Annotated in this window: 20 protein-coding genes and 3 pseudogenes; 13 read left to right on the top strand and 10 right to left on the bottom strand. The window is 56.8% G+C overall.

All coding sequences use genetic code 11. The annotated features are described in order from the left end of the window. The 3 genes and pseudogenes from BSG09_RS18130 to BSG09_RS18140 form a co-directional block, all read left to right on the top strand. Positions 1-308 (top strand): annotated as a pseudogene (locus BSG09_RS18130) (IS5/IS1182 family transposase); the annotation flags it as partial. A 296-nt stretch (positions 309-604) separates the two neighbouring features. Beyond that, entirely contained in the window at positions 605-760 is a 156-nt protein-coding gene (locus BSG09_RS21005) for a hypothetical protein (RefSeq protein ID WP_175542253.1), read from the top strand. Between the two features lie 346 nt (positions 761-1,106). Beyond that, positions 1,107-1,328, top strand: a pseudogene (locus BSG09_RS18140) (Lrp/AsnC ligand binding domain-containing protein); the annotation flags it as partial. A 161-nt stretch (positions 1,329-1,489) separates the two neighbouring features. Here the strand turns inward: BSG09_RS18140 and BSG09_RS18145 are convergent. Continuing rightward, on the bottom strand, positions 1,490-2,329 hold the full coding sequence (locus tag BSG09_RS18145; RefSeq protein ID WP_223174794.1) for a DUF4397 domain-containing protein: 840 nt from the start codon (positions 2,327-2,329) through the stop codon (positions 1,490-1,492). A gap of 711 nt (positions 2,330-3,040) precedes the next feature. Here BSG09_RS18145 and BSG09_RS18150 point away from each other — a divergent pair. From BSG09_RS18150 to BSG09_RS18160, 3 genes are read left to right on the top strand one after another with little or no spacing between them, the layout of a single operon-like run. Then, positions 3,041-3,889 (top strand): COG1361 family protein, encoded by an 849-nt coding sequence (locus tag BSG09_RS18150; protein ID WP_254799205.1) that lies wholly within the window; start codon positions 3,041-3,043, stop codon positions 3,887-3,889. Beyond that, positions 3,886-4,548 (top strand): ABC transporter ATP-binding protein, encoded by a 663-nt coding sequence (locus BSG09_RS18155; RefSeq protein WP_092935667.1) that lies wholly within the window; start codon positions 3,886-3,888, stop codon positions 4,546-4,548. Before BSG09_RS18150 ends, BSG09_RS18155 begins: the two co-directional genes overlap by 4 nt. Continuing rightward, a complete protein-coding gene (locus tag BSG09_RS18160) occupies positions 4,548-5,711 on the top strand; it encodes an ABC transporter permease (protein WP_092935669.1) in 1,164 nt (387 codons plus the stop codon). Before BSG09_RS18155 ends, BSG09_RS18160 begins: the two co-directional genes overlap by 1 nt. Positions 5,712-5,827: 116 nt before the next feature. Here the strand turns inward: BSG09_RS18160 and BSG09_RS18165 are convergent, their stop codons facing one another. After that, a complete protein-coding gene (locus BSG09_RS18165) occupies positions 5,828-6,517 on the bottom strand; it encodes a peroxiredoxin (protein ID WP_175542254.1) in 690 nt (229 codons plus the stop codon). Positions 6,518-6,720: 203 nt separating this feature from the next. Between BSG09_RS18165 and BSG09_RS21430 the strand changes: the two genes are divergently transcribed. Both BSG09_RS21430 and BSG09_RS21435 read left to right on the top strand, forming a co-directional pair. Continuing rightward, positions 6,721-7,167, top strand: coding sequence for a hypothetical protein (locus tag BSG09_RS21430; protein WP_223174793.1), 447 nt, complete (start codon positions 6,721-6,723; stop codon positions 7,165-7,167). Continuing rightward, positions 7,164-7,466, top strand: coding sequence for a hypothetical protein (locus BSG09_RS21435; protein ID WP_223174792.1), 303 nt, complete (start codon positions 7,164-7,166; stop codon positions 7,464-7,466). The genes BSG09_RS21430 and BSG09_RS21435 overlap by 4 nt, the downstream gene beginning before the upstream one ends. A 376-nt stretch (positions 7,467-7,842) precedes the next feature. Here BSG09_RS21435 and BSG09_RS18180 read toward each other — a convergent pair whose 3' ends face one another. Further along, positions 7,843-8,679, bottom strand: a complete 837-nt coding sequence (locus BSG09_RS18180; protein WP_092935675.1) for a hypothetical protein — start codon at positions 8,677-8,679, stop codon at positions 7,843-7,845. Between the two features lie 116 nt (positions 8,680-8,795). Here BSG09_RS18180 and BSG09_RS18185 point away from each other — a divergent pair, with 116 nt between their 5' ends. Beyond that, positions 8,796-9,434 (top strand): hypothetical protein, encoded by a 639-nt coding sequence (locus BSG09_RS18185; RefSeq protein ID WP_175542255.1) that lies wholly within the window; start codon positions 8,796-8,798, stop codon positions 9,432-9,434. Positions 9,435-9,477: 43 nt separating this feature from the next. Here BSG09_RS18185 and BSG09_RS18190 read toward each other — a convergent pair whose 3' ends face one another. Beyond that, on the bottom strand, positions 9,478-9,927 hold the full coding sequence (locus tag BSG09_RS18190; RefSeq protein WP_223174791.1) for a hypothetical protein: 450 nt from the start codon (positions 9,925-9,927) through the stop codon (positions 9,478-9,480). A 298-nt stretch (positions 9,928-10,225) separates the two neighbouring features. On the opposite strand from BSG09_RS18190, the pseudogene BSG09_RS21690 reads away from it, so the two are divergent. Continuing rightward, positions 10,226-10,336, top strand: a pseudogene (locus tag BSG09_RS21690) (RNA-guided endonuclease TnpB family protein); the annotation flags it as partial. 143 nt (positions 10,337-10,479) lie between these two features. Here BSG09_RS21690 and BSG09_RS18195 read toward each other — a convergent pair. Then, on the bottom strand, positions 10,480-10,686 hold the full coding sequence (locus tag BSG09_RS18195; RefSeq protein WP_092935679.1) for a hypothetical protein: 207 nt from the start codon (positions 10,684-10,686) through the stop codon (positions 10,480-10,482). 166 nt (positions 10,687-10,852) lie between these two features. On the opposite strand from BSG09_RS18195, the gene BSG09_RS18200 reads away from it, so the two are divergent. Continuing rightward, a complete protein-coding gene (locus tag BSG09_RS18200) occupies positions 10,853-11,647 on the top strand; it encodes a DUF2250 domain-containing protein (RefSeq protein WP_223174790.1) in 795 nt (264 codons plus the stop codon). Between the two features lie 239 nt (positions 11,648-11,886). Next, on the top strand, positions 11,887-12,606 hold the full coding sequence (locus BSG09_RS18205; RefSeq protein WP_092935683.1) for a helix-turn-helix domain-containing protein: 720 nt from the start codon (positions 11,887-11,889) through the stop codon (positions 12,604-12,606). Positions 12,607-12,639: 33 nt separating this feature from the next. Here BSG09_RS18205 and BSG09_RS18210 read toward each other — a convergent pair whose 3' ends face one another. Genes BSG09_RS18210 through BSG09_RS18225 form a run of 4 tightly spaced genes read right to left on the bottom strand, consistent with a single transcriptional unit; the run spans position 12,640 to position 15,975 of the window. Next, positions 12,640-13,398, bottom strand: coding sequence for a CoA-transferase subunit beta (locus BSG09_RS18210; protein ID WP_092935685.1), 759 nt, complete (start codon positions 13,396-13,398; stop codon positions 12,640-12,642). Beyond that, positions 13,395-14,417, bottom strand: a complete 1,023-nt coding sequence (locus BSG09_RS18215) for a CoA transferase subunit A (protein WP_092935687.1) — start codon at positions 14,415-14,417, stop codon at positions 13,395-13,397. The genes BSG09_RS18210 and BSG09_RS18215 overlap by 4 nt, the downstream gene beginning before the upstream one ends. After that, positions 14,414-14,809 (bottom strand): Zn-ribbon domain-containing OB-fold protein, encoded by a 396-nt coding sequence (locus tag BSG09_RS18220; protein WP_092935689.1) that lies wholly within the window; start codon positions 14,807-14,809, stop codon positions 14,414-14,416. The genes BSG09_RS18215 and BSG09_RS18220 overlap by 4 nt, the downstream gene beginning before the upstream one ends. After that, positions 14,806-15,975 (bottom strand): thiolase domain-containing protein, encoded by a 1,170-nt coding sequence (locus BSG09_RS18225; RefSeq protein ID WP_092935691.1) that lies wholly within the window; start codon positions 15,973-15,975, stop codon positions 14,806-14,808. Before BSG09_RS18225 ends, BSG09_RS18220 begins: the two co-directional genes overlap by 4 nt. Positions 15,976-16,475: 500 nt before the next feature. Here BSG09_RS18225 and BSG09_RS18230 point away from each other — a divergent pair, with 500 nt between their 5' ends. Then, positions 16,476-17,090, top strand: coding sequence for a nitrous oxide reductase accessory protein NosL (locus BSG09_RS18230; protein WP_175542256.1), 615 nt, complete (start codon positions 16,476-16,478; stop codon positions 17,088-17,090). A 463-nt stretch (positions 17,091-17,553) separates the two neighbouring features. On the opposite strand, the gene BSG09_RS18235 is transcribed toward BSG09_RS18230, so the two are convergent. After that, positions 17,554-17,902 (bottom strand): transposase (locus BSG09_RS18235; protein ID WP_217650161.1); only part of this gene is annotated, 349 nt, incomplete at its 5' end.

Here is a 17,902-nt window from a genome sequence, read left to right on the forward strand (position 1 = left end):
ACGCGGACGACCTGCAGTCCGTGGTTGCCGACAACGCGTTCCAAGACTGGCACACTGAGTACGAAATCTCCGCACTTGACGTTGAGTACCTTGTTCACTACCGCGGCTCATCACCGAATGCAGTCATGAACAACGCGCTCATCCGGGCAAAAGGATACTCTCAGCGCTGGATGGCCGAAACCTCGTACTCAACAACGAAGCGCTCGCTCGGCGACGCCGTGCGAGCGCTGGGCTGGTATCGCCAGTTCCGTGAAATTGTCTTGATGTTCGCCCTCATCAATATAGAATCGCTGTGTGAGCCGCTGTAACCGTGATTCAGCATCTATTCAACAGAGCAGTTCACACTACCACCGGTCTTAGTTGTTCTTGACTCACTGCATATGGACCTGCAGCAATATTTTGACCAACGACGTACTTTGAACTAACGCTATAATTATTAAAATTCTGACGTGATTGGGTCTGTGCACGCTTTGTCATGGTGCGCTAGGAGGAGTTCGCAACGAAGCGCACGAACGAGAGCGGTCTCTTCTGGGCGCGAAACGATGTCCAAGATGCGCTCACTGCAATCCTCGGAAAGCATCCTCACGCATAGACACTCAAGCGCGTGGGGGACGCGCTGATCACACTCGGGAGTTCGGACATCGAGACTGCTGAGGGACTGCTCGAGGCCCGCTATCACCACCTCGAGTTGCTCGACTCGGATGGACAGGTCACTGGTGGCGTCATACTTGTGACCCGACCCAACATGGCGGAGGTGTGAGAAAACGGCTGAATCCATCCCGAGAGGGAGAATCTCTCTGACGAGCAAAACGAACGCATCTGGTCGGTGTCTTGGTTCGACGACGCCGCCGCTACCGCTAGCTGCAGGCCTCAGAGAAGGTCTTCCCTTTCAGAGATAGTGTTTGTCCCTCTAACGCTCGTTCTGCAGTTGTAGTTATGGACCCACTCACAACGTGTGATCATGACCGGTCAGTTGTGGTCTACACGATCTCTCTTTTCTGGGAAGATGTCAATGGAATTGTGTGACTGGGCTGAGGCCCTATTCAATAAAACAGAATCATGGGCGGAGAAGCATGGTATCGATCCGGATTCAAAGAGCTGGTTCGGTCGGCGTCGCGGTCGATGTCGGCACCCGCGAGGTTACAAAACGAATGGCCGAGTGGGAGGAAGTTGACTTTATCTGGTAGCTCTCGTGCGAACAGGACATCGTCCTCGTCATCGACGCCGCCGACACCCGTGGCGTCAACGAACTCATCACGCAGGCGCGCGAGCAAGAAGGGGTCGTGAGCACGAAGACGCGGCTCATCCTCGACGAGCAACTCGGGTGATGTCCCGACGAGTCTGCTCTCCTATCAACTCATCCGTGTAGTTGTGAGTTCTTCGAACATCGCAAACGTATCGCGTTTGCTCATACGTTCGGCTGTACCTGCGTGAAAACACTCACTACCACATGGCAGCGAGAATTTCCCACGACGGGCAGCCGGCAGTATCACGTAGCTTTCTTGTCCTCGGACTTCTCCTCCTTTTCAGACTCTTTCTCGGGTTCGTCTTCGTTTGGCTCCTCTTTGTCCGGCTCGACGACCTCTTCATCCGGAAGGGAATCCTCCGTGAGGAGTATCTCGAACGGCTCATCGGCGGGTGCTCCCTCCGGCTCGAGGTAGCCAATCGCAAACGCGGAGTAGACGGTTCCTCCGGCGAGGGAAACGTCGATTTCGAAGACGCTGGTCTCTCGGTCACCCGCAGGATAGATGACGAGTGGATACTCGCCCTCCGGGACCTCGGTGTAGCCGGATTCACCGAAAGCGACGTTCTCGAACAGCACATCCCCGTTTTCACCGGCAACGACATCCACCGCAGGCGCGTCGGGTGAGGCGTGGAGGACGCGAACGCGCGCGGTACCCGAATCGACCGGGCTGTTGTCGTCATCGAGAAACAGCGCCTCGAGGGGCTGGTTTTCGGCGGCCACTTCGCCGATCACTGCGAGGAGACCGTCGAGGGTGGGGTCCACGTCGCCGGCCTCGACAGTCTCCTCGAGCACTGCTTCGGCCGGGTCTTCACCGGCGGGAACGACCTGGATCCTGTACGTGCCAGGCGCAAGGTCGCGGTAGTCGGTGACCGTCCCGTACGAGATGCCCTCGCGGACCCGCTCTCCGTCGACGTAGACGTCGATGGTGGGTGCGTCGGGTGAAAGGTGTGCAACTCGAGTCTGGAAGCCAGTATCGGTTGGCTGGTCGTTCGTTTCGTGGTCACTCGAGGCGGCCGTAGTACCTCCGACGCCACTGACCACCACGAGGCCGCCGCCGATCTGTAGAATTCGTCGTCGACTCATGCAATCTTCAGTCATGTAAATATCATGAACGGCGAGATAGGTAATGGTGATAACACTTGCAGGCACAGGCCGATGCAGTTCCGAGGTTCGATATCCAACGCTTTGGGCCGTCCGAGCGAACCACCCGATATGGAATAAATCGACTCGAGACCGGTACAGTCGAAAGGCATCTCGATAACAAGAGCCAGCCATCGATCGTCGTCGCCCCCTCGAAAAGGGTGAGTGAGCCCACGTAGTTCGGCCAAGTGTTTTAATTACTTGCTGCTAGTTACAGTATATGAGAAGTCGATCACCTTTGATATTGTCTGTTAACTGTTCTTTTGGCCCCCATCTGCAGAGCGCGGCCACAGTCGGTGATACAACGAGGGGAGGTAGTGAATGAGCCGGCAGCGGTGGGTGATCTTGGCAGTCGCCGCTCTCGTCGCTGTCAGTAGCGTGGGAGCAATGGGCATAAGCGTGTCGGCGAGCCAACCAAAAGTACATATCTCAGATGTCTCGGCTTCAAAAGATGAACCGGTAACCGGCGAAACCGTCACGGTCACTGCCGAAGTGTCGAACCTCGAAACCAGTAACGAGACTATCGACATTAAGAGAGTGCAAGTGCGGAAGTCAAACAGTGCGGAGACATACAGACGCGTTGAAGACATCGGTTCACTCGCTCCGGGGGGATCGGTAAGCGTTCCGATGACGGTCAGCTTCGACAATCCCGGTATGAAGTCGCTGACCGTCTACGTGCTTGTCCAAGGAGAGAACGGGGGCACCGAAGCTTACGAATATCCCGTCTCGATAGAGGTGTCTGAATTAAACGTCAACGCTGATCTGTCGGTGACCACCGATGACAACAAATCGACTGCAGTCGAGTTCACCAACTACGGGAACGTGAACGTGAGCGACATCGAACTGACTGCAACCGCTGATGGGGAGACGCTCGCTCAGAAGTACCTGTTTGAGACGGAGCCCGATACCAGCCGCTCTGTGGCCTTCGATACGGAGGGACTAAACGGGGAGGAAGTGTCGGTCACTGCCACCTACACAGCTCAGGAAGAGACCTATACGGCGACCACCACTCACGTCGTGGACTATCCGTTGTCGGGAGAGATACGACTCACGAGCATCGAAACGACACAGAGTGGCTCCGGAGTGACGATCCAAGGCGATTCGGCGAATATTGGGAACACCGACGCTGAATCAGTCCTCGTTAGCGTTGAGGACACCGACAGCGTGAGTCCAACGTCTCCGTTGGGAGACTACTACATTGGAACGGTTGAGGCTGGCGAGTTCTCCACCTTCGAGCTGACAGCGGAGGTTGAAGGATCGACGTCGTCAGTTCCCGTCGAAATCATGTACATCGTCGATAACAATCGAGTGACGACAACACAACTGGTCGATGTCTCTCCGGGAAGTTCGTCTGCGGTCCGAAGCAGTCAGACGACCGACACCACGACCGGACAGGAGCCATCTGGCGGGTCGGATCTCCCGGTGACATCGATCAGCGCAGTCCTCGCAGTACTTGTTTTCAGCATCGTCGGATTCGGCATCTACCGGTGGCGTAACCCATGAGCGTCATCGCGCTTACCGACGTGGTGAAACGGTATCAGACCGGCCACGAGACGGTCGAAGCACTGAAAGATGTTGATTTCCGTGCCGAGCGTGGAGAGATGGTCACGATAATCGGTCCCTCGGGGTCGGGGAAGAGTACGTTGCTCAACATGATTGGGTTACTCGACACGCCAACGGAGGGTCAGATTCGGCTTGACGGCCGCGACGTGACCGACTTCACGGAGGATGAACTCACGGAAGAACGCCGATCGGAGATCGGCTTCGTGTTTCAGGACTTCCACCTCCTACCGATGCTCACGGCGACGGAGAACGTTGAACTTCCAACGATGTGGGATACATCGGTTGACCGTCACGACCGCGCGGTGGACCTCCTTCACCGCGTTGGACTTGGCGATCGTCTCGATCATAGGCCAGACCAACTGTCGGGAGGCCAACGCCAGCGCGTCGCCATCGCACGTGCGTTGATCAACGAGCCGGATATTCTGCTCGCGGACGAACCGACGGGGAACTTGGATCAAGACACCGGCCGGACAATCCTCGAGGAACTCACTCGACTCAAGGAGGACGAAAATATCGCCATCGTTTCGGTAACCCACGACGAGCAGATGATCGGGTACGCGGATCGCGTTGTTCGGCTTATCGACGGGGAGATTCAGTAATGGGAATCACGGAACTACTGTGGCGGTTCCCTAGCGCTCAGATGGCTTGGCGGAACCTCGGACGGAACCGAATCCGAACAGCGTTGGCGTCGCTCGGGATCGTGATCGGTGTGATCTCCATCGCATCGCTCGGTATTACAGGTGTAGCGATCCAACAGCAGGCGACGTCCGACCTCGGTAGTCTCACGAACGAGGTGACAATCACGTCCGGTGAGGACAGTTCAACTGCTGGCGTGACCGCTGATCAGGTAGACGAAGTCCGGAACGTCGCCAGCAATGTCGACGTCGTCCCACAGTATTCCGACGCGACTACTATTAGCTCGCGGAATGGACAAGAAGAAAACGTCAGTGTAATCGGCTTGACACAGGCGAACGTGTTGTATGACGTGTCAGCCGGTGAGTCTCCCGAACGACTCCAGTCCGGTGTATTACTTACCGATAGCACCGCCAATCAACTCGGAATTGAGATTGGCGATCCCATCGAGTATAACGGGCAAATGTACCGTGTTCGTGGACTCATTGAATCCGATCAAGGATTCGGAGGAGGTGGACGAGGGCAACTCGTTGTGCCGGAGTCAGCACTTTCTGATCGGGACAACTATGATTCGGTGACCATTGTAACCGAAGATGGTGATGCAGCCACCGAGATTGCGGCGATCCTCCGGGACCACTTTAATGAGGAGACTCACAACGGAGAAGTCGACGAAGAACTGAGTATCACCGATTACAGTGACGTTCAAGAGAATATCAATTCATTCATGAATACGCTGCGCCTCGCGTTACTCGGGATCGGATCGATCTCGCTGGTCGTTGCGAGCGTGGCTATCCTCAACGTTATGCTGATGAGTACAATCGAGCGTCGCGGTGAGATTGGCGTCCTCCGGGCGGTTGGCATCCGTCGCGGCGAGGTGCTTCGGATGATTCTCACCGAGGCAGCGTTTCTCGGCGCAATCGGTGGTCTCGCAGGAGTGCTTATTTCGCTCGTTATTGGACTCGCACTATTCCGCGTGCTTGCTGGTGACGCGATGGTTGTCTTTGAGTGGGAGAGCGCTAGGTATCTGGTGTACGGATTTCTGTTTGCGATCGGGGCGAGCGTGGTGAGTGGGCTCTACCCTGCGTGGAAGGCAGCCAATGATCGGCCCGTTGAAGCACTCCGCGGCTGACCAAACTGTTGGTCCCGTTGAAACGCGATTAGTTAGCGGTGGCGGTGAGGGTGCCAAGCCCCCGCCCTCAAGGAGCCGCCGAAGGCGGCGAGTAGGGCGGGGTAGTTCACTGGCCGTTACTGGTCGCGGGTGACGAACCACCAGTCGTAGTAATTGAGTTCGTCGTCGTCAGCAGCCTCGGCTTTTCGGTCCTGGGCGTCCGCCTCAGTTCCTGGCGGTGACAGGAGGACCTGGTCACCGAATTTCTCGTTGTTTGGCCAGTCAGCGGGAGCGGCGACACCGTCGTCGTCGCTCTTCTGGAGCGCACGCAGCGAGCGGAGGACTTCGTCGATGTTGCGGCCGATCTCCATTGGATAGGTTAGACGCAGTCGAACTGCTCCCTCTGGATCGATGACGAAGACGGTTCGTACAGTTGCCGTTCCTGCACCGGGGTGGAGCATGCCGAGTTGCTGGGCAACCGCTCCCTGATCGTCAGCGATAATCGGGAACTGGATGTCGACGTCGAGGTTCTCGGCGATCCACTCGGTCCACTTGATGTGCGAGTGGACACGGTCGACCGACAGCCCGAGCAGTTCGGCGTTCAGTTCCTCGAACTCCTCGCGGCGCTGCTCGAAGGCGACGAACTCCGAGGTACAGACCGGCGTAAAGTCACCGGGGTGACTGAACAGGACGAGCCACTTGCCCTCGTAGTCGTCGGGCAGCGAGCGCTCACCCATGCTTGTCTCGACGGTCAGTTCGGGAAACGTATCGCCAATGCCAGGTACGTCAGCCGTCGATTCGTCCATTTGAGGTGTGTGCTTCGTCATCTACAGCTTTTCTTTGGGTAGCAGACTACTAAAGCACCTTCTTACAAACTATATTTTTGGATTCGACAACCCACTCTCTCGAGTACAACACATAATTGCTTGTTATTCACCCGATCGACCGTGTCAACGGGTTAAAATTGAGTCTACTCGATTCCCCACGTGACCTTCCAGTGCAGTTTGTGTGGTTCCAGATGGATGCCACCATGACAGATCATCCGACGCTCTCGGAGTTCGTGACGAACGAAGCGACTTACTCTAGGCCGGCCAGTCAACCATCGACTGACGAGACCGTGACAATGACCGCTGACGAGCGGGTCGCAACGTACCTTATCGAAGACCAAATCGTGGATCTCACAGACGCGATTCGCGAAGCTGTCCAAAACGGCATCGGCAGTCCCGGGTCATCTCGTGTGCTGGTCAGCGTCTCACCCGAGCGGTCGCTCATTCTCGATGATGGCGCTGGTGTCGATCTCGAATCGACCGAGGGGCGACGCAACCTCTCGGTGCTTGGCGCAGGAACCAAGCAACGAGCAGACGACGGTATCTTCGCTTCGCTCGAGTGCTCGCACGAGAACTTGGGATCGAGCGAGATGTGTACGACGGCGAGGCGAGTGTCAATGCCTGGATCGACAGCAGGACGTACATCGTGATCACCGACTCCGCCGTGACGAGCCGCCAACGTGCCGTTTGGATGCACGACCTGTCTCTTGTAGTGTTACACGAAGCCGCTCACGAAACCTCGAGTCGGGATCGACCCTCGCATGGGCATCACTTCGAGAGCACGTTTCGGTCGCTTGTTGAGGTGCTAGGAAATCGTGACTCGTTCGCCGAGCTCGTCCAGAAGGTCGTCGACGAGGGATTCGAGTCCGTGTTCGAGGAATATGAGGTAGACCTCCAGCAGAGCGTAGCCGTCGGCTCTAACCAGCAGGGTGACAGAGCGGAAAGATAGAATCCGTTTTCATCATCTATTTCACATGCGTTTGAATTACATTCAAATAAAATGAGTTACAATACTGACAGCTTTATATTGGATCTGAAACGATGGGTGACCGGGGAGGGCGGTTCCCGTGGTGTCGGTCCCGGCGGGACCGGGATATTTCGCTACCAGCACCACTCGAAACGGCCGTTCCCTCTCCTTCACGTACTCTTAGAGAGAACACGCTATACTTTTGACATCCTCCTCCGCCTTCAGGCGGAGGAATCCCAAGGTTGGGATAATAAGGAGGTTAAATGATTCTCTGGACGACTCTGGTTCGTCGGTGTTCGGGTTACAGTCATTCGCGATTCCATGCCGGGAAGTCGCGCCGTTTACGGCGCGGAGGATGTCACTCGTCAAGGAAGGTATCAACGTCAAAGTCAGTTTCCCAGCGTGGTCGCACTGGTCCTGGCATCTCGTCGGCAAGATCACGCAGTTCTTCAAGCGTCGTCCACGGGTAGCACTGCCCCATCGCTTCCCACCGCTTAAAGAAACTCAAGTGCACCCAGCTGTACACTGCCGGTTCCTCGTCGACACTGGCAGTTCTCTCTTTGATACTGTCAGTTAACTCGCGCTCGGTGATGTCGATCCCCTCACGCTGTGCGGCTGTAATGAGCGACGCTAACTCTCGCTTCTTCTTTTCTTGCTCTCGGTCCTTCTCATCGATGTTGTCAAAGTCCGTGTAGTAAATGGAGAGTGCAGCTTGGATAGCGTCCTCTCGCGTCTCGAGGTTATCACGGGTGAGGCCTGTGTAATCTCGAGGGAACACAAACGTCTTTCTCGCGAACAAGGATCTGCACACGCCTAATTCAGGACTCTCTCCGCCGCCTTCTTTTTCGTAGACGCCCGCAATAGAGTCAGCGAACTCGCCGAGGAGATTGATTTTGATATCGAATTCAGGGATAACCGCCGTGTCAAGATCAAGCGTGTCTCCAAGCACGATCGACTCGGAGTTGGTTGGCATGTTCAAGCAGTTGGCGAACTCGCGCAGCCGGTGGCCGTACTGGCCCCGGTAGCTACCGAGAACGAGGTAACTGGTATCAGCCTGCTCGAATCGTGGCAGTTCTTCATTCATATATCGAATGACTTCCTGCCAGTCTCTCTGTGGCGCTTCTATCCCCTCGAATATTCGGTTGACAGCTTGGTAGATGGCATTTGCGTTCTGGGGAACCCGTGGACCGCTCATGTTCCTCTTTACAGAGGTGTTCGGCTTAAATGTTCATACGCAAGTTGGCTAAGCTGTTTCAATCCCAACCTGGCTAACCCGAACAGTTACGTAACTTCGGCTGGAAAATAACACATATGAGCAATAGCGCGGACGCCCACCGCGGCCCGCCCGAAAGGCCAACCGATCCTTTCGGCGGGGAAGATGTTTTGCCGTTCGAGAAACAGCGACGCGCACACCGATTTATTACGCAGGAAACTCGCTACTACATTATCCAGGCCATTCTTGGGCATCCAGACCATCTCGTCACACTGGACGAACTGGAATACCTGGTACCCAAGAATCGATCAACCATCCTCGAGCATCTCGATCGACTCGCGGAGAAAGAACTCGTGACAAAACAGGTCTATGACGGTGATGACGGTGAGCAGAATGACCCACGCGAGTTCTGGAGGTTCACTAGCTATGGCATCACTCTACTCGATGAATACGACTACCTCCGGTACGTGCCTGTGCTGCGCGCCCTTCAGGACAACCTCTACCTAACTGAGAAAATCGAGCGGCACCGAAACGCACCTCGTCCCACCCTGCCTGATGACGTTGCCAACGCTTTCACTGCGCCCACTCTCGACGATGAACTGCAAGCCGAACTTGACGATGTGTTGGCTGCCCGGGAGCGCGGTGGCGGCCGACTCTTCGACGCTCCCCCGGTTGAACCTGACTCGGACGCCATCACCGAGGACGACGCAGATCGCCCGCTTGACGAACTGTTCTAATGCTGGGGGCGACATCCTGTCTGACTCGTTCTGTGACAGTTTTCTACGATCCTCTCTCGAGTACGTTGGCGGCTTCGCGTGATTCGACGTGATCAACAAGATGATCGTCGGCAGGCAATTTGCTGTGGTACCCCTTCCACGGCGTTCGCGTCGTGATAATGAGAATACTCCCGTTCTCGAGTTCCGTGACTTTCCACGCCGGTGTCTCGAGGACGTGGTCTCTCCCACCAAACCAGTCGATTAACGGCTCCGAGTAGACCCCCAGCCACGGTATTCGCTCGAGTTCGATCGGCGTTTCGAACGGAATGACTGTTTCTGGTGAGGGGGTGTTCGGCTCGACGTGGGTGTTATGCGTCGAAACGTAGACAGGATCTAACTCGACAGTAAGGTCACGGATGAGATTGACGAAATCGCGCGCGAACCCTGTATACTCGTTATCGGGATCGGCGTCTGTTGAAACGAATCCGTTCGCGGGCGTTTTGATATTCAACATCGAATCTATCGCCCCACTCCAATCTCCGATCCTGAAATTTAGCCGCACTTGTCTATTGCCATCGTATACCACCACTCTGTTTCTGTCACTGAACGTGATTTCATCAGGATCTAGTGGTGTCGATGATTTACAAGCGGTACGAGGCGACTGCCACGGGGCTTGACCCCGTGGATGAAGCCGACACAAAGTGAACCAACCAATTAAATCGAAACACCACGAACAAAGTGGTGTGACGGCACAATCCGCGTCTGGCTTAGTCGGCGAAAACAAGCCGGGTCAGACGCGTCACCGTGACCACCGAGTAGGAGTGGGAGCCTCCGAATACACGCCTGCGGAGACTGCATTCCCTGTGGATTCCCTCGTGGAATCTGCAAAGCGTGTCGTGGAAACAGGAAGCCTCGGGGCTTGACCCCGAGGCACTTCACTGGCGAGTCCTAGTTTCGCACAAACGGATAGCGTTGGCTCAATTAGTTCTTCGGGCTCCGAACGTTCCGTACTATGGAACGACGCGAAGATGCGCCCTTCCATTCTCAGTGGTTCACTAATTCTTACTTACACTTCACCGTAGCTTTTGAACTCCAGTGTGACACCACCGAAGTCGGCTTCGATCATATCGGCGAGTTCGGTTGGTTCACCGACGTTCCGAGATGGTCGTCGCGCTTGACCTCCGATCAGACGGTGTGCCTCGTACCGGGAAATCGACAGCGAGACGGGGCTCTCCCGCGGGACGGTGTCACGTTGATCGAGGACGGTCGTCACAGATACCTGTTTAGACTCTTCGGTCTAGTATTAACTGACCAGCAAAAGCGTGTCACTCGATTCGCCAAACAGGTGGGTTCAAACAACCGGAGCTGTAGTAAGTAAATGAGTAACGATGGTCTCCCGGTCGGAGAGTGAGCGACTTAAACTGGAAGCAGACACGATTATGACTCGCTACCAGGAGGTCGAGCAGGCGTTGGAACGAGCACGTAACGAGGATGGTGAACACTGGGAAACGGGAGAACTCGAGATGACACTCGAAACGCCGAATGGCGAGGAGATCGATGTCGCGCTTGATCTCCACGAGAATCCGGCGCGAAACGCTCAAGCGCGGTATGACCAAGTCGCCGAACGTGAAGCTGAGCAAGAGCGGCGACAGCAAATCGCCGATCAACTGGATCCACTCCCGGCAGATCCGGTCGCGTATCTTATTTGCTACCACCTCGATGCTGTCAAAGGGAATTACCCAAAATCGATTGCTGGACACCTTGATGCCGAGCGGACCCAAGTGAGAACTCTGTGTAAGGAGCTGGAACAGTCGGGATTGCTCGAACGCGTTGAATCTGGAACTGTCAAGCAACGTCGGGTCAAGGCGAAGATGGCTGACGAGGTCCGCCAGCATCACACCTACTATCGGCTGTCACGGGATGGGGATCATCTTCTCCGATTTCTCTCTGAGCGCGAGGGGAAGGTAAACGTCTTACGACACCTCCCGGATGGAAAAGCGATCGTCCAGCGACTTTCCCGTACCGGGCCGGACGCTCCTCGTACGACTGCTGCAGAGTGGGAGATGGAGTTCGAGTACGTCAGACACCTCTACCTGACACTTCGACGCGTGGGACTCGTCACGCAGTGCGATGGTGAGCCGATCGATGGCGAGGCCCGATCAGCGACGGACCGGACGTACTATGCGACGACAGAGACCGGTGATGATGTGCTCGAAGCGGTTGGAAGCGAATGAACTATCGATTATCGATCTTCCGTGCCGTTTCGGGGGAAGGAACGATCAATATTCTAGTTTTTGTTTTAATTTTGATAAACAACTGTGTGATTAAATTTAGTATTATTAAATATCATACACTCCTCATCTACAATTCTTCGAAGGGGTTTGTAAACGAGTGTCTCTTGCGATGAGGGTTTAGAAAACGCTATACGGGTGGATCACAAGAGTTCTGGAAAATGAATGCGTTAAAGCTTGACATGGTTCAGTATGACTGCCCGTACATCAGGACCACTCGAGAACACGATGTCGCCTTTCACACCCAACACTGGGACTTCAACCAGGCAGATCGGACTCTCGAGACACGGCTGCTCGCGATTGGGGAGACCCCGGGAGAGTTACACGGTGCACTCGAGACGCTCAACGGCTACGAGATGCTTCAGGGGTACGAGCTCCTCTCTCGCAAACAGAACACGGCGCTCATTCGGTCGCGAATCGGCGAAACTGACGCCATGCAGACGATCCGTGAGAACGATGGCTATGTGACAGGCCCGTTCGTGATTCGAAACGGAAGTGAGATCTGGAACGTCGGCTTCGATAGAGAGCGGTCGGCGGACGACGCCCTTTCAGAGCTTGACGCCTCGAACGAGTTCACGGTCAGGGGTGACGACTCGATCCATATCGACGACTTCTTCGACATTCTTCAGAACGTCGAATCCCTCGGTACGATGCTTCGGGCGCTCCAGAACCTCACCGATAGGGAGCGCGAGACCCTCGAAGCCGCAGTCGAGAAGGGGTATTTTTCGACGCCGCGAGGAGCGACCCTTGACGACGTTGCTGAGGAGTTCGACATCTCGAAAATGGGTGCCTCGAAGAACCTTCGGCGGAGCCAACGAAAGGTTCTCCGCCGCGTTGTTCGCGTCATGAACGACGTCGAAGCGCAGATGGAGTTACAGGATGAAGTATCGAGTGACCGATAAGAGTCGGGGGCTTTTTGCCACTCCGAGGAGTGGTCAGCGGATTATACCCCGTGGATCGATCTCTTCGCGCAGGAGTCGTAATTGTTCTGCGGTCGGTTCCGGACTCCGATCGTACGTCCCAGCATGAATCCGAAAGCCGCTTTCCTCGTTTATCGTTGCCTCTTCGACGCCTGGATGTAGGAACTCGAGTGTCAGCTCGCAGTTGTCGTCGAAGCCGTAGACACCATACTGGGTGATCACGTGAGTCGGCCCGGTTTCGGCAGGGAGACCGGCGTCTTTGCGTTCACCCGGGCCGTCGAGGTAGCCCGGTGTCGTAAGGAAGTCGAGTTCCTCGACGAAACTCGTCTCGTCTTGATGCATTGTAACGATGGTCTCATGAGCGAGCGAGCCGATATCGTTTGCGCCGCCGCTTCCCGGGAACCGGACAGTCGGACGCTCCCAGTCGCCGATTACTGTCGAGTTCAAATTTCCGTAACGGTCGATCTGTGCGGCTCCGAGGAAACCGACGTCGACGAAGCCGGCGCTCATATAGGACATCACGTCATGCATTCCAGCAGCTTTCACGCCCCGGTGGAAGGTCCGCTCGTCGCCGACCGAGATCGGGAGTTCGGGTGCTTCGGGACCGATGCCGCCGGCCTCATAGATCATCGTCGCGTCGGGCGCATGCGTTCGCTGAGCGAGCATCGCCGCAAGCATCGGCATCCCAGTGCCGACGATGATCGTGCTCTCGTCTTCGATAAGGCTCGACGCGACGGTCGTCAGCAGTTCCGTCGACGTGTACTCTTCGTTCATACCCGTTCACCTCCTTCGGGGCCGCCCGTGTCCGGGCGCTCGTAGTTCTCGATCGCCTCGAGCTCGGCGAGTCGCTCCTCGCCGCCGACGGCCTCGAGGTACTCCGCGAAGTCCTCGGTCCCGGTAATGTAGCGCTCGAGGTATTCTTCGAGACCTTCTTCAGTCGCTGTGAGGTCCATCCACTCCTCGAGGTGGTCTTCATCGAAGTAGTACTGGTACGGCATCTCACCGGGGTGGCTCCCGTAAGGCGCTTCGACGACCGCATCGACGAGGAAGTAGGGAATCTCGACGTCTTTCGGCCGTGCCCTGAGTTCGTCGCTGTCGACGATTTCTTCGGTGGTGACGATCAGCCGCTTCGCGGCTCCTGCAAGTTCCGGGTCCTCGACGCTGATGCCGTCGATGACTGCATTACCGTGCTTGTCGGCTTTCGAGACGTGGATGCAGGCGACGTCGGGATAACAAGCGGGGATCAGCGTGATCGGCTCGCGAGTCCAGGGATCCTCGACGATCTTCGCTGCACTCTTCTCGAAGGTCTCCGTTCCCGCGAGGATTCGGGCGGGGACGAAGGGGACACCCATTTTCGCGGCGAGAAACCGCCACTGAAGGGTCGCATTGCTCGCTTCGGCGACGACGTCGACGTCGCCCTCTTCGACTCGCCGGCGGCTTGCAGGGGCGAGTCCACGGGTTTCGTGGGCGAAACAGTAGGCAGCCTCGACTTTCGAGACCGCACCCGCTGCGATCAGCAGATCGGCGTCGAAGACTGTGGTTTTCCCCGAGAGCGTCAGATCCGCAATATCCTGCCTGACGATCTCGTGGAGGATTGGCGTCGAGATCCGGACGTGGCCGAAGCCACCGCTGGCGAGGAGATCGCTGTCGTCGACGAACCGCTCGACTGCCTCGCTCGCGGTCATCCGTTTGTCCTCGAACGCACGCGAGCGTTTTTCCCGGTTCCACTTTCTGACGTCGTCGGGGTGTTCCCAGCCGACGAGTTCGCCATTCCCCTCGTCGATGACGTTCATCGATCACTCACCTCGCCTGCGGGACGGAACCCGACGAACCGCTTGCCACTCGTCTCTGCCTCGAGTACTGTCGCTTCGACCACGAGACCGGTCTCGACGGCTTCGGGATCGGTTCCGGTGACCTGTCCCGTCAGCGTCACGGGTCCGAATTCGACGATCGCGATCGCGTAGGGTGCAGCATCCTCAAAATCAGGATGGGGGACACGGATGACGGTCTTCGATTCGACCACCCCCGTTTCAGGAAGGGTCTCACGCTCGAGTTCGTCGGTTTTCCCTGCCACGGCTGGTGGGACGGTCGCCCGACTATCGCCACGGAGGTAGTAGCCTTCGTCGACCTCGAGGGCGTCAAGCCAGGCATCGTAGCTTGTCTCACGGATTATTTCGTCGCTCATTTGGCCACCTCCAGTACGTGGACAGCAGCAGTTGCAACCGTTCCACCTGCATTGTGGGTCACACCGACTTTCGCATCAGGGACTGCATCGGCGTTTGGATGAGTCCCCTCGAGTAGTGTGGTCAATTCGACGAGCTGACCGACACCTGTCGCACCAACGGGGTGGCCTTTCGCTTTCAGTCCCCCCGAGAGATTGACCGGGAGCGTCCCATCGCGGGTCGTCTCGCCGTCTCGAGCTGCAGTAATCGCCGCTCCGGGCTCGTAGAAGCCAAGCGCCTCGAGTGCGAGCACCTCGGCGATGGTAAAACAGTCGTGAACTTCGGCGACATCAACGTCGGCAGCGGTCACCTCGGCCCGGTCGTAGGCGGCTTGAGCGGCTGATTCGGCCGCTCTCGTCCGCGTCAACTCGCCGCGTTCCTGCAGCGACAGCGTCTCAGTCCCCCGGCCCGATCCCGTGATCGCGACCGCGGGCTCGAGACCGTTCTCGGTCGCGTACTCTCCTGAGACGAGGACGGCTGCAGCGGCCCCGTCGGTGATCGGACAGGCATCGAGTACGCCGAGCGGATCCGCGACCGATGGTGCCTCAAGGACGTCCGCAACGTCGATTTCGCTCTGGAACTGGGCTTTCGGGTTGGTCGTCGCGTTCGCGTGGTTTTTAACAGCGATGTGGGCGAGGTCTTCGCGTGACCCGCCGAACCGCTCCATGTATGCATCCGCGAGCAACGCGTACGCTCCTGGGAAGGTCAGGCCGGGACGCCCCTCGTGAAGTTCGTCTGCGGCCCGGGAAAGTGCCGCGGTCGTCTCTTCGGTCCCGAGGGGTGTCATCCGCTCGAGCCCACCGACGAGAACGACATCGGCCTCGCCACTTGTGATTGCCCGCACACCATCTGCGACGGCGTAGCCGCCGGAGGCACACGCGTTCTCGACGCGTGTCGCCTCAAGATCCGTCGTTCCGACCCCGGAACTCATCAATGGGGCCTGGTGGCTCTGTCTCTCGGCGGTCTCCCCCATGTAGTTGCCGTAGTAGAGGGCATCGACGTCCGAACGTGGGACGGCGCTTTTCTCGAGCGCGCTCGAGCGCGCTTCGGCGAATAGTTCCCGGCCGGTTCGTCCGGTATGGTCGCCGAAGTCGGTCGCACCGACACCAGCTATCAGTATCTCTGCCATTACTGGATATAAGGTCTCTATCGGCGAAAACCGGCGGGTTGACATGTATACCACCTCCTGAGACTGGGGTCGAAGTGTAGACTCGAGGCAAAGCTATTAGGAGACAGGATATTCAGCCAGCGGATCAGAAAGCAGTGGCCCTAGTGGTGACCTCTGTGGATGACAAGTTTGGAACCCTCGGTGGTAAGTACAACAACCTCTTTTACCGGGAGCATCGGCTGGCGTCTGCGACGCCAGCCTCAACCCCCGGCAAAACCCGTTGATGCCAAAAGGCCGCCGTCGCGGGGTTTCACCCCGCTCCGGCGGTGAACCGCTCGCAAAGCGAGCGGATGCTAATCACTACCCGCAGCGGTAAGTTCGCACCTGTAGTGACCGAACTGACCGGTTCAGTTTCAGGTATATTTCTGGATAAAAAACCATGCTACTACCGACCGTTTATATCACGATTCGATATCATTGCAGGTGTCGGCTTTACTACCAGCGACGGTGTGTGGGAGGGTATGGCTGATGACGACCCACGATGCACGGCGAATCCACGATCCGCTCACGACATTCACAGGCGTAAACTCATGGCCCTCGGCGCAGCCGCAGCACTCGGAACGACTGCGGCTACGGCATCGGCTTCTGTCGCTGCAAAAGACGATTCCGACGCATCGAACGACACAGTCGAACCGACTGACGTTCCAGCGGATGCAAACTGTGCGGTCTGTAACATGGTCCCCGCGAAGTTCCCCGACTGGAACGCGCAACTCGCCCATGAGGACAGCACGCGGGTGTACTTCTGCACGCCCGGCTGTTTGACCACGTATTACGTCGTGCCTGAGCAGTTCGACGGCCCCGACGAACCGATAGTGGGGGCGTGGGTGCACGATTTCGAGACCCGTGACCTGATCGATGCGCTCCAAGCGAGTTTCGTGCTCGAGACGGATCCAGACCGCGTTGATGACCCGATGCGACTGAACCCGCTGCCGTTCGTGGACGAGTCGGACGCAACAGCGTACGTCGAGCAGTACGACGATCTCGACGACGATACCGTCATCCCGATCGATGAGTTCGATCTGGACATCGCCGAACTATATCGAGGGCAGTTACTCGACGAAAACGAGTCCGACTGACGGACGACGCGCTTCGGGCCATTTCTGCACCCTCAAAACGGGCTGAGAAGCCAATGCTGTGGTGGACCCAATTTCCGGGTTCCGCCTTTTTCGTGATGAATTCAACCGCCCCGCATTGATTTATTCCTGAACAACTGGATCGCTCGATGGAAACTCTCCTAAAATCTCGTACACGTCTTGTCAGAAATCACTAAGTAATATATTGTGGTAGATTAGATTGGTGCTTGGTAACAATGGTTGGGTTATGAAGCACCGTCACCACGGAGAAACAGGAATGAGAACCGATGGCCGACGCACACAAACTCGATTGTGAATCGGTATCCGACACGTGCCGGTTTATAGGTGGAACAGGCGCAATACCACGGCCTTCAAGCCGTGGATACGCGCCGTCACTCAGTGACCCGTTCCACCGATACCGACAGGGCCGGATATTCCACGTCAAACATAGCCTCTAAGTGTAGCTTCAAGTCTGAATCTGTAGATCCTTTTCAATCTCAATTGGGTAGAGCTGCCGTAGCTTGATCCGGGCGTCGTCAGTAGTAAACTGCCAGTCAATGGGACGATTGGTCGTGTTTCGACGCCTTTGCCACGCAGCGACCTCCGCTCGGAGGGTCGCTGCGTGGTAGATCCGGCGATCAAGGCACTGTCGTTTGAGGACGCCTATCTCGATTTCGGCCATATTCAGCCAGCTCCCTCTCTTGGGAGTGTAGTGAAACTCGAAGCGATCAAGATACGCTTGGGCATAATCTGGCGGAAAGAACTGGTAGAAGGCAGCGGGCTTGTGTGTATTGAGCTGATCCATCACTACCCGG

The sequence above is a fragment of the Natrinema hispanicum genome, from assembly GCF_900111485.1.
Classification (GTDB): domain Archaea; phylum Halobacteriota; class Halobacteria; order Halobacteriales; family Natrialbaceae; genus Natrinema; species Natrinema hispanicum_A.

Excerpts from the sequence above, each read along its gene's own strand:
- BSG09_RS18145 (WP_223174794.1), bottom strand. The coding sequence starts at position 2,329 with ATGAGTCGACGACGAATTCTACAGATCGGCGGCGGCCTCGTGGTGGTC.
- BSG09_RS18150 (WP_254799205.1), top strand. The coding sequence starts at position 3,041 with ATGAAGTCGCTGACCGTCTACGTGCTTGTCCAAGGAGAGAACGGGGGC.
- BSG09_RS18155 (WP_092935667.1), top strand. The coding sequence starts at position 3,886 with ATGAGCGTCATCGCGCTTACCGACGTGGTGAAACGGTATCAGACCGGC.
- BSG09_RS18160 (WP_092935669.1), top strand. The coding sequence starts at position 4,548 with ATGGGAATCACGGAACTACTGTGGCGGTTCCCTAGCGCTCAGATGGCT.
- BSG09_RS18165 (WP_175542254.1), bottom strand. The coding sequence starts at position 6,517 with ATGACGAAGCACACACCTCAAATGGACGAATCGACGGCTGACGTACCT.
- BSG09_RS21430 (WP_223174793.1), top strand. The coding sequence starts at position 6,721 with ATGACAGATCATCCGACGCTCTCGGAGTTCGTGACGAACGAAGCGACT.
- BSG09_RS18180 (WP_092935675.1), bottom strand. The coding sequence starts at position 8,679 with ATGAGCGGTCCACGGGTTCCCCAGAACGCAAATGCCATCTACCAAGCT.
- BSG09_RS18185 (WP_175542255.1), top strand. The coding sequence starts at position 8,796 with ATGAGCAATAGCGCGGACGCCCACCGCGGCCCGCCCGAAAGGCCAACC.
- BSG09_RS18190 (WP_223174791.1), bottom strand. The coding sequence starts at position 9,927 with ATGTTGAATATCAAAACGCCCGCGAACGGATTCGTTTCAACAGACGCC.
- BSG09_RS18200 (WP_223174790.1), top strand. The coding sequence starts at position 10,853 with ATGACTCGCTACCAGGAGGTCGAGCAGGCGTTGGAACGAGCACGTAAC.
- BSG09_RS18205 (WP_092935683.1), top strand. The coding sequence starts at position 11,887 with ATGGTTCAGTATGACTGCCCGTACATCAGGACCACTCGAGAACACGAT.
- BSG09_RS18210 (WP_092935685.1), bottom strand. The coding sequence starts at position 13,398 with ATGAACGAAGAGTACACGTCGACGGAACTGCTGACGACCGTCGCGTCG.
- BSG09_RS18215 (WP_092935687.1), bottom strand. The coding sequence starts at position 14,417 with ATGAACGTCATCGACGAGGGGAATGGCGAACTCGTCGGCTGGGAACAC.
- BSG09_RS18220 (WP_092935689.1), bottom strand. The coding sequence starts at position 14,809 with ATGAGCGACGAAATAATCCGTGAGACAAGCTACGATGCCTGGCTTGAC.
- BSG09_RS18225 (WP_092935691.1), bottom strand. The coding sequence starts at position 15,975 with ATGGCAGAGATACTGATAGCTGGTGTCGGTGCGACCGACTTCGGCGAC.
- BSG09_RS18230 (WP_175542256.1), top strand. The coding sequence starts at position 16,476 with ATGGCTGATGACGACCCACGATGCACGGCGAATCCACGATCCGCTCAC.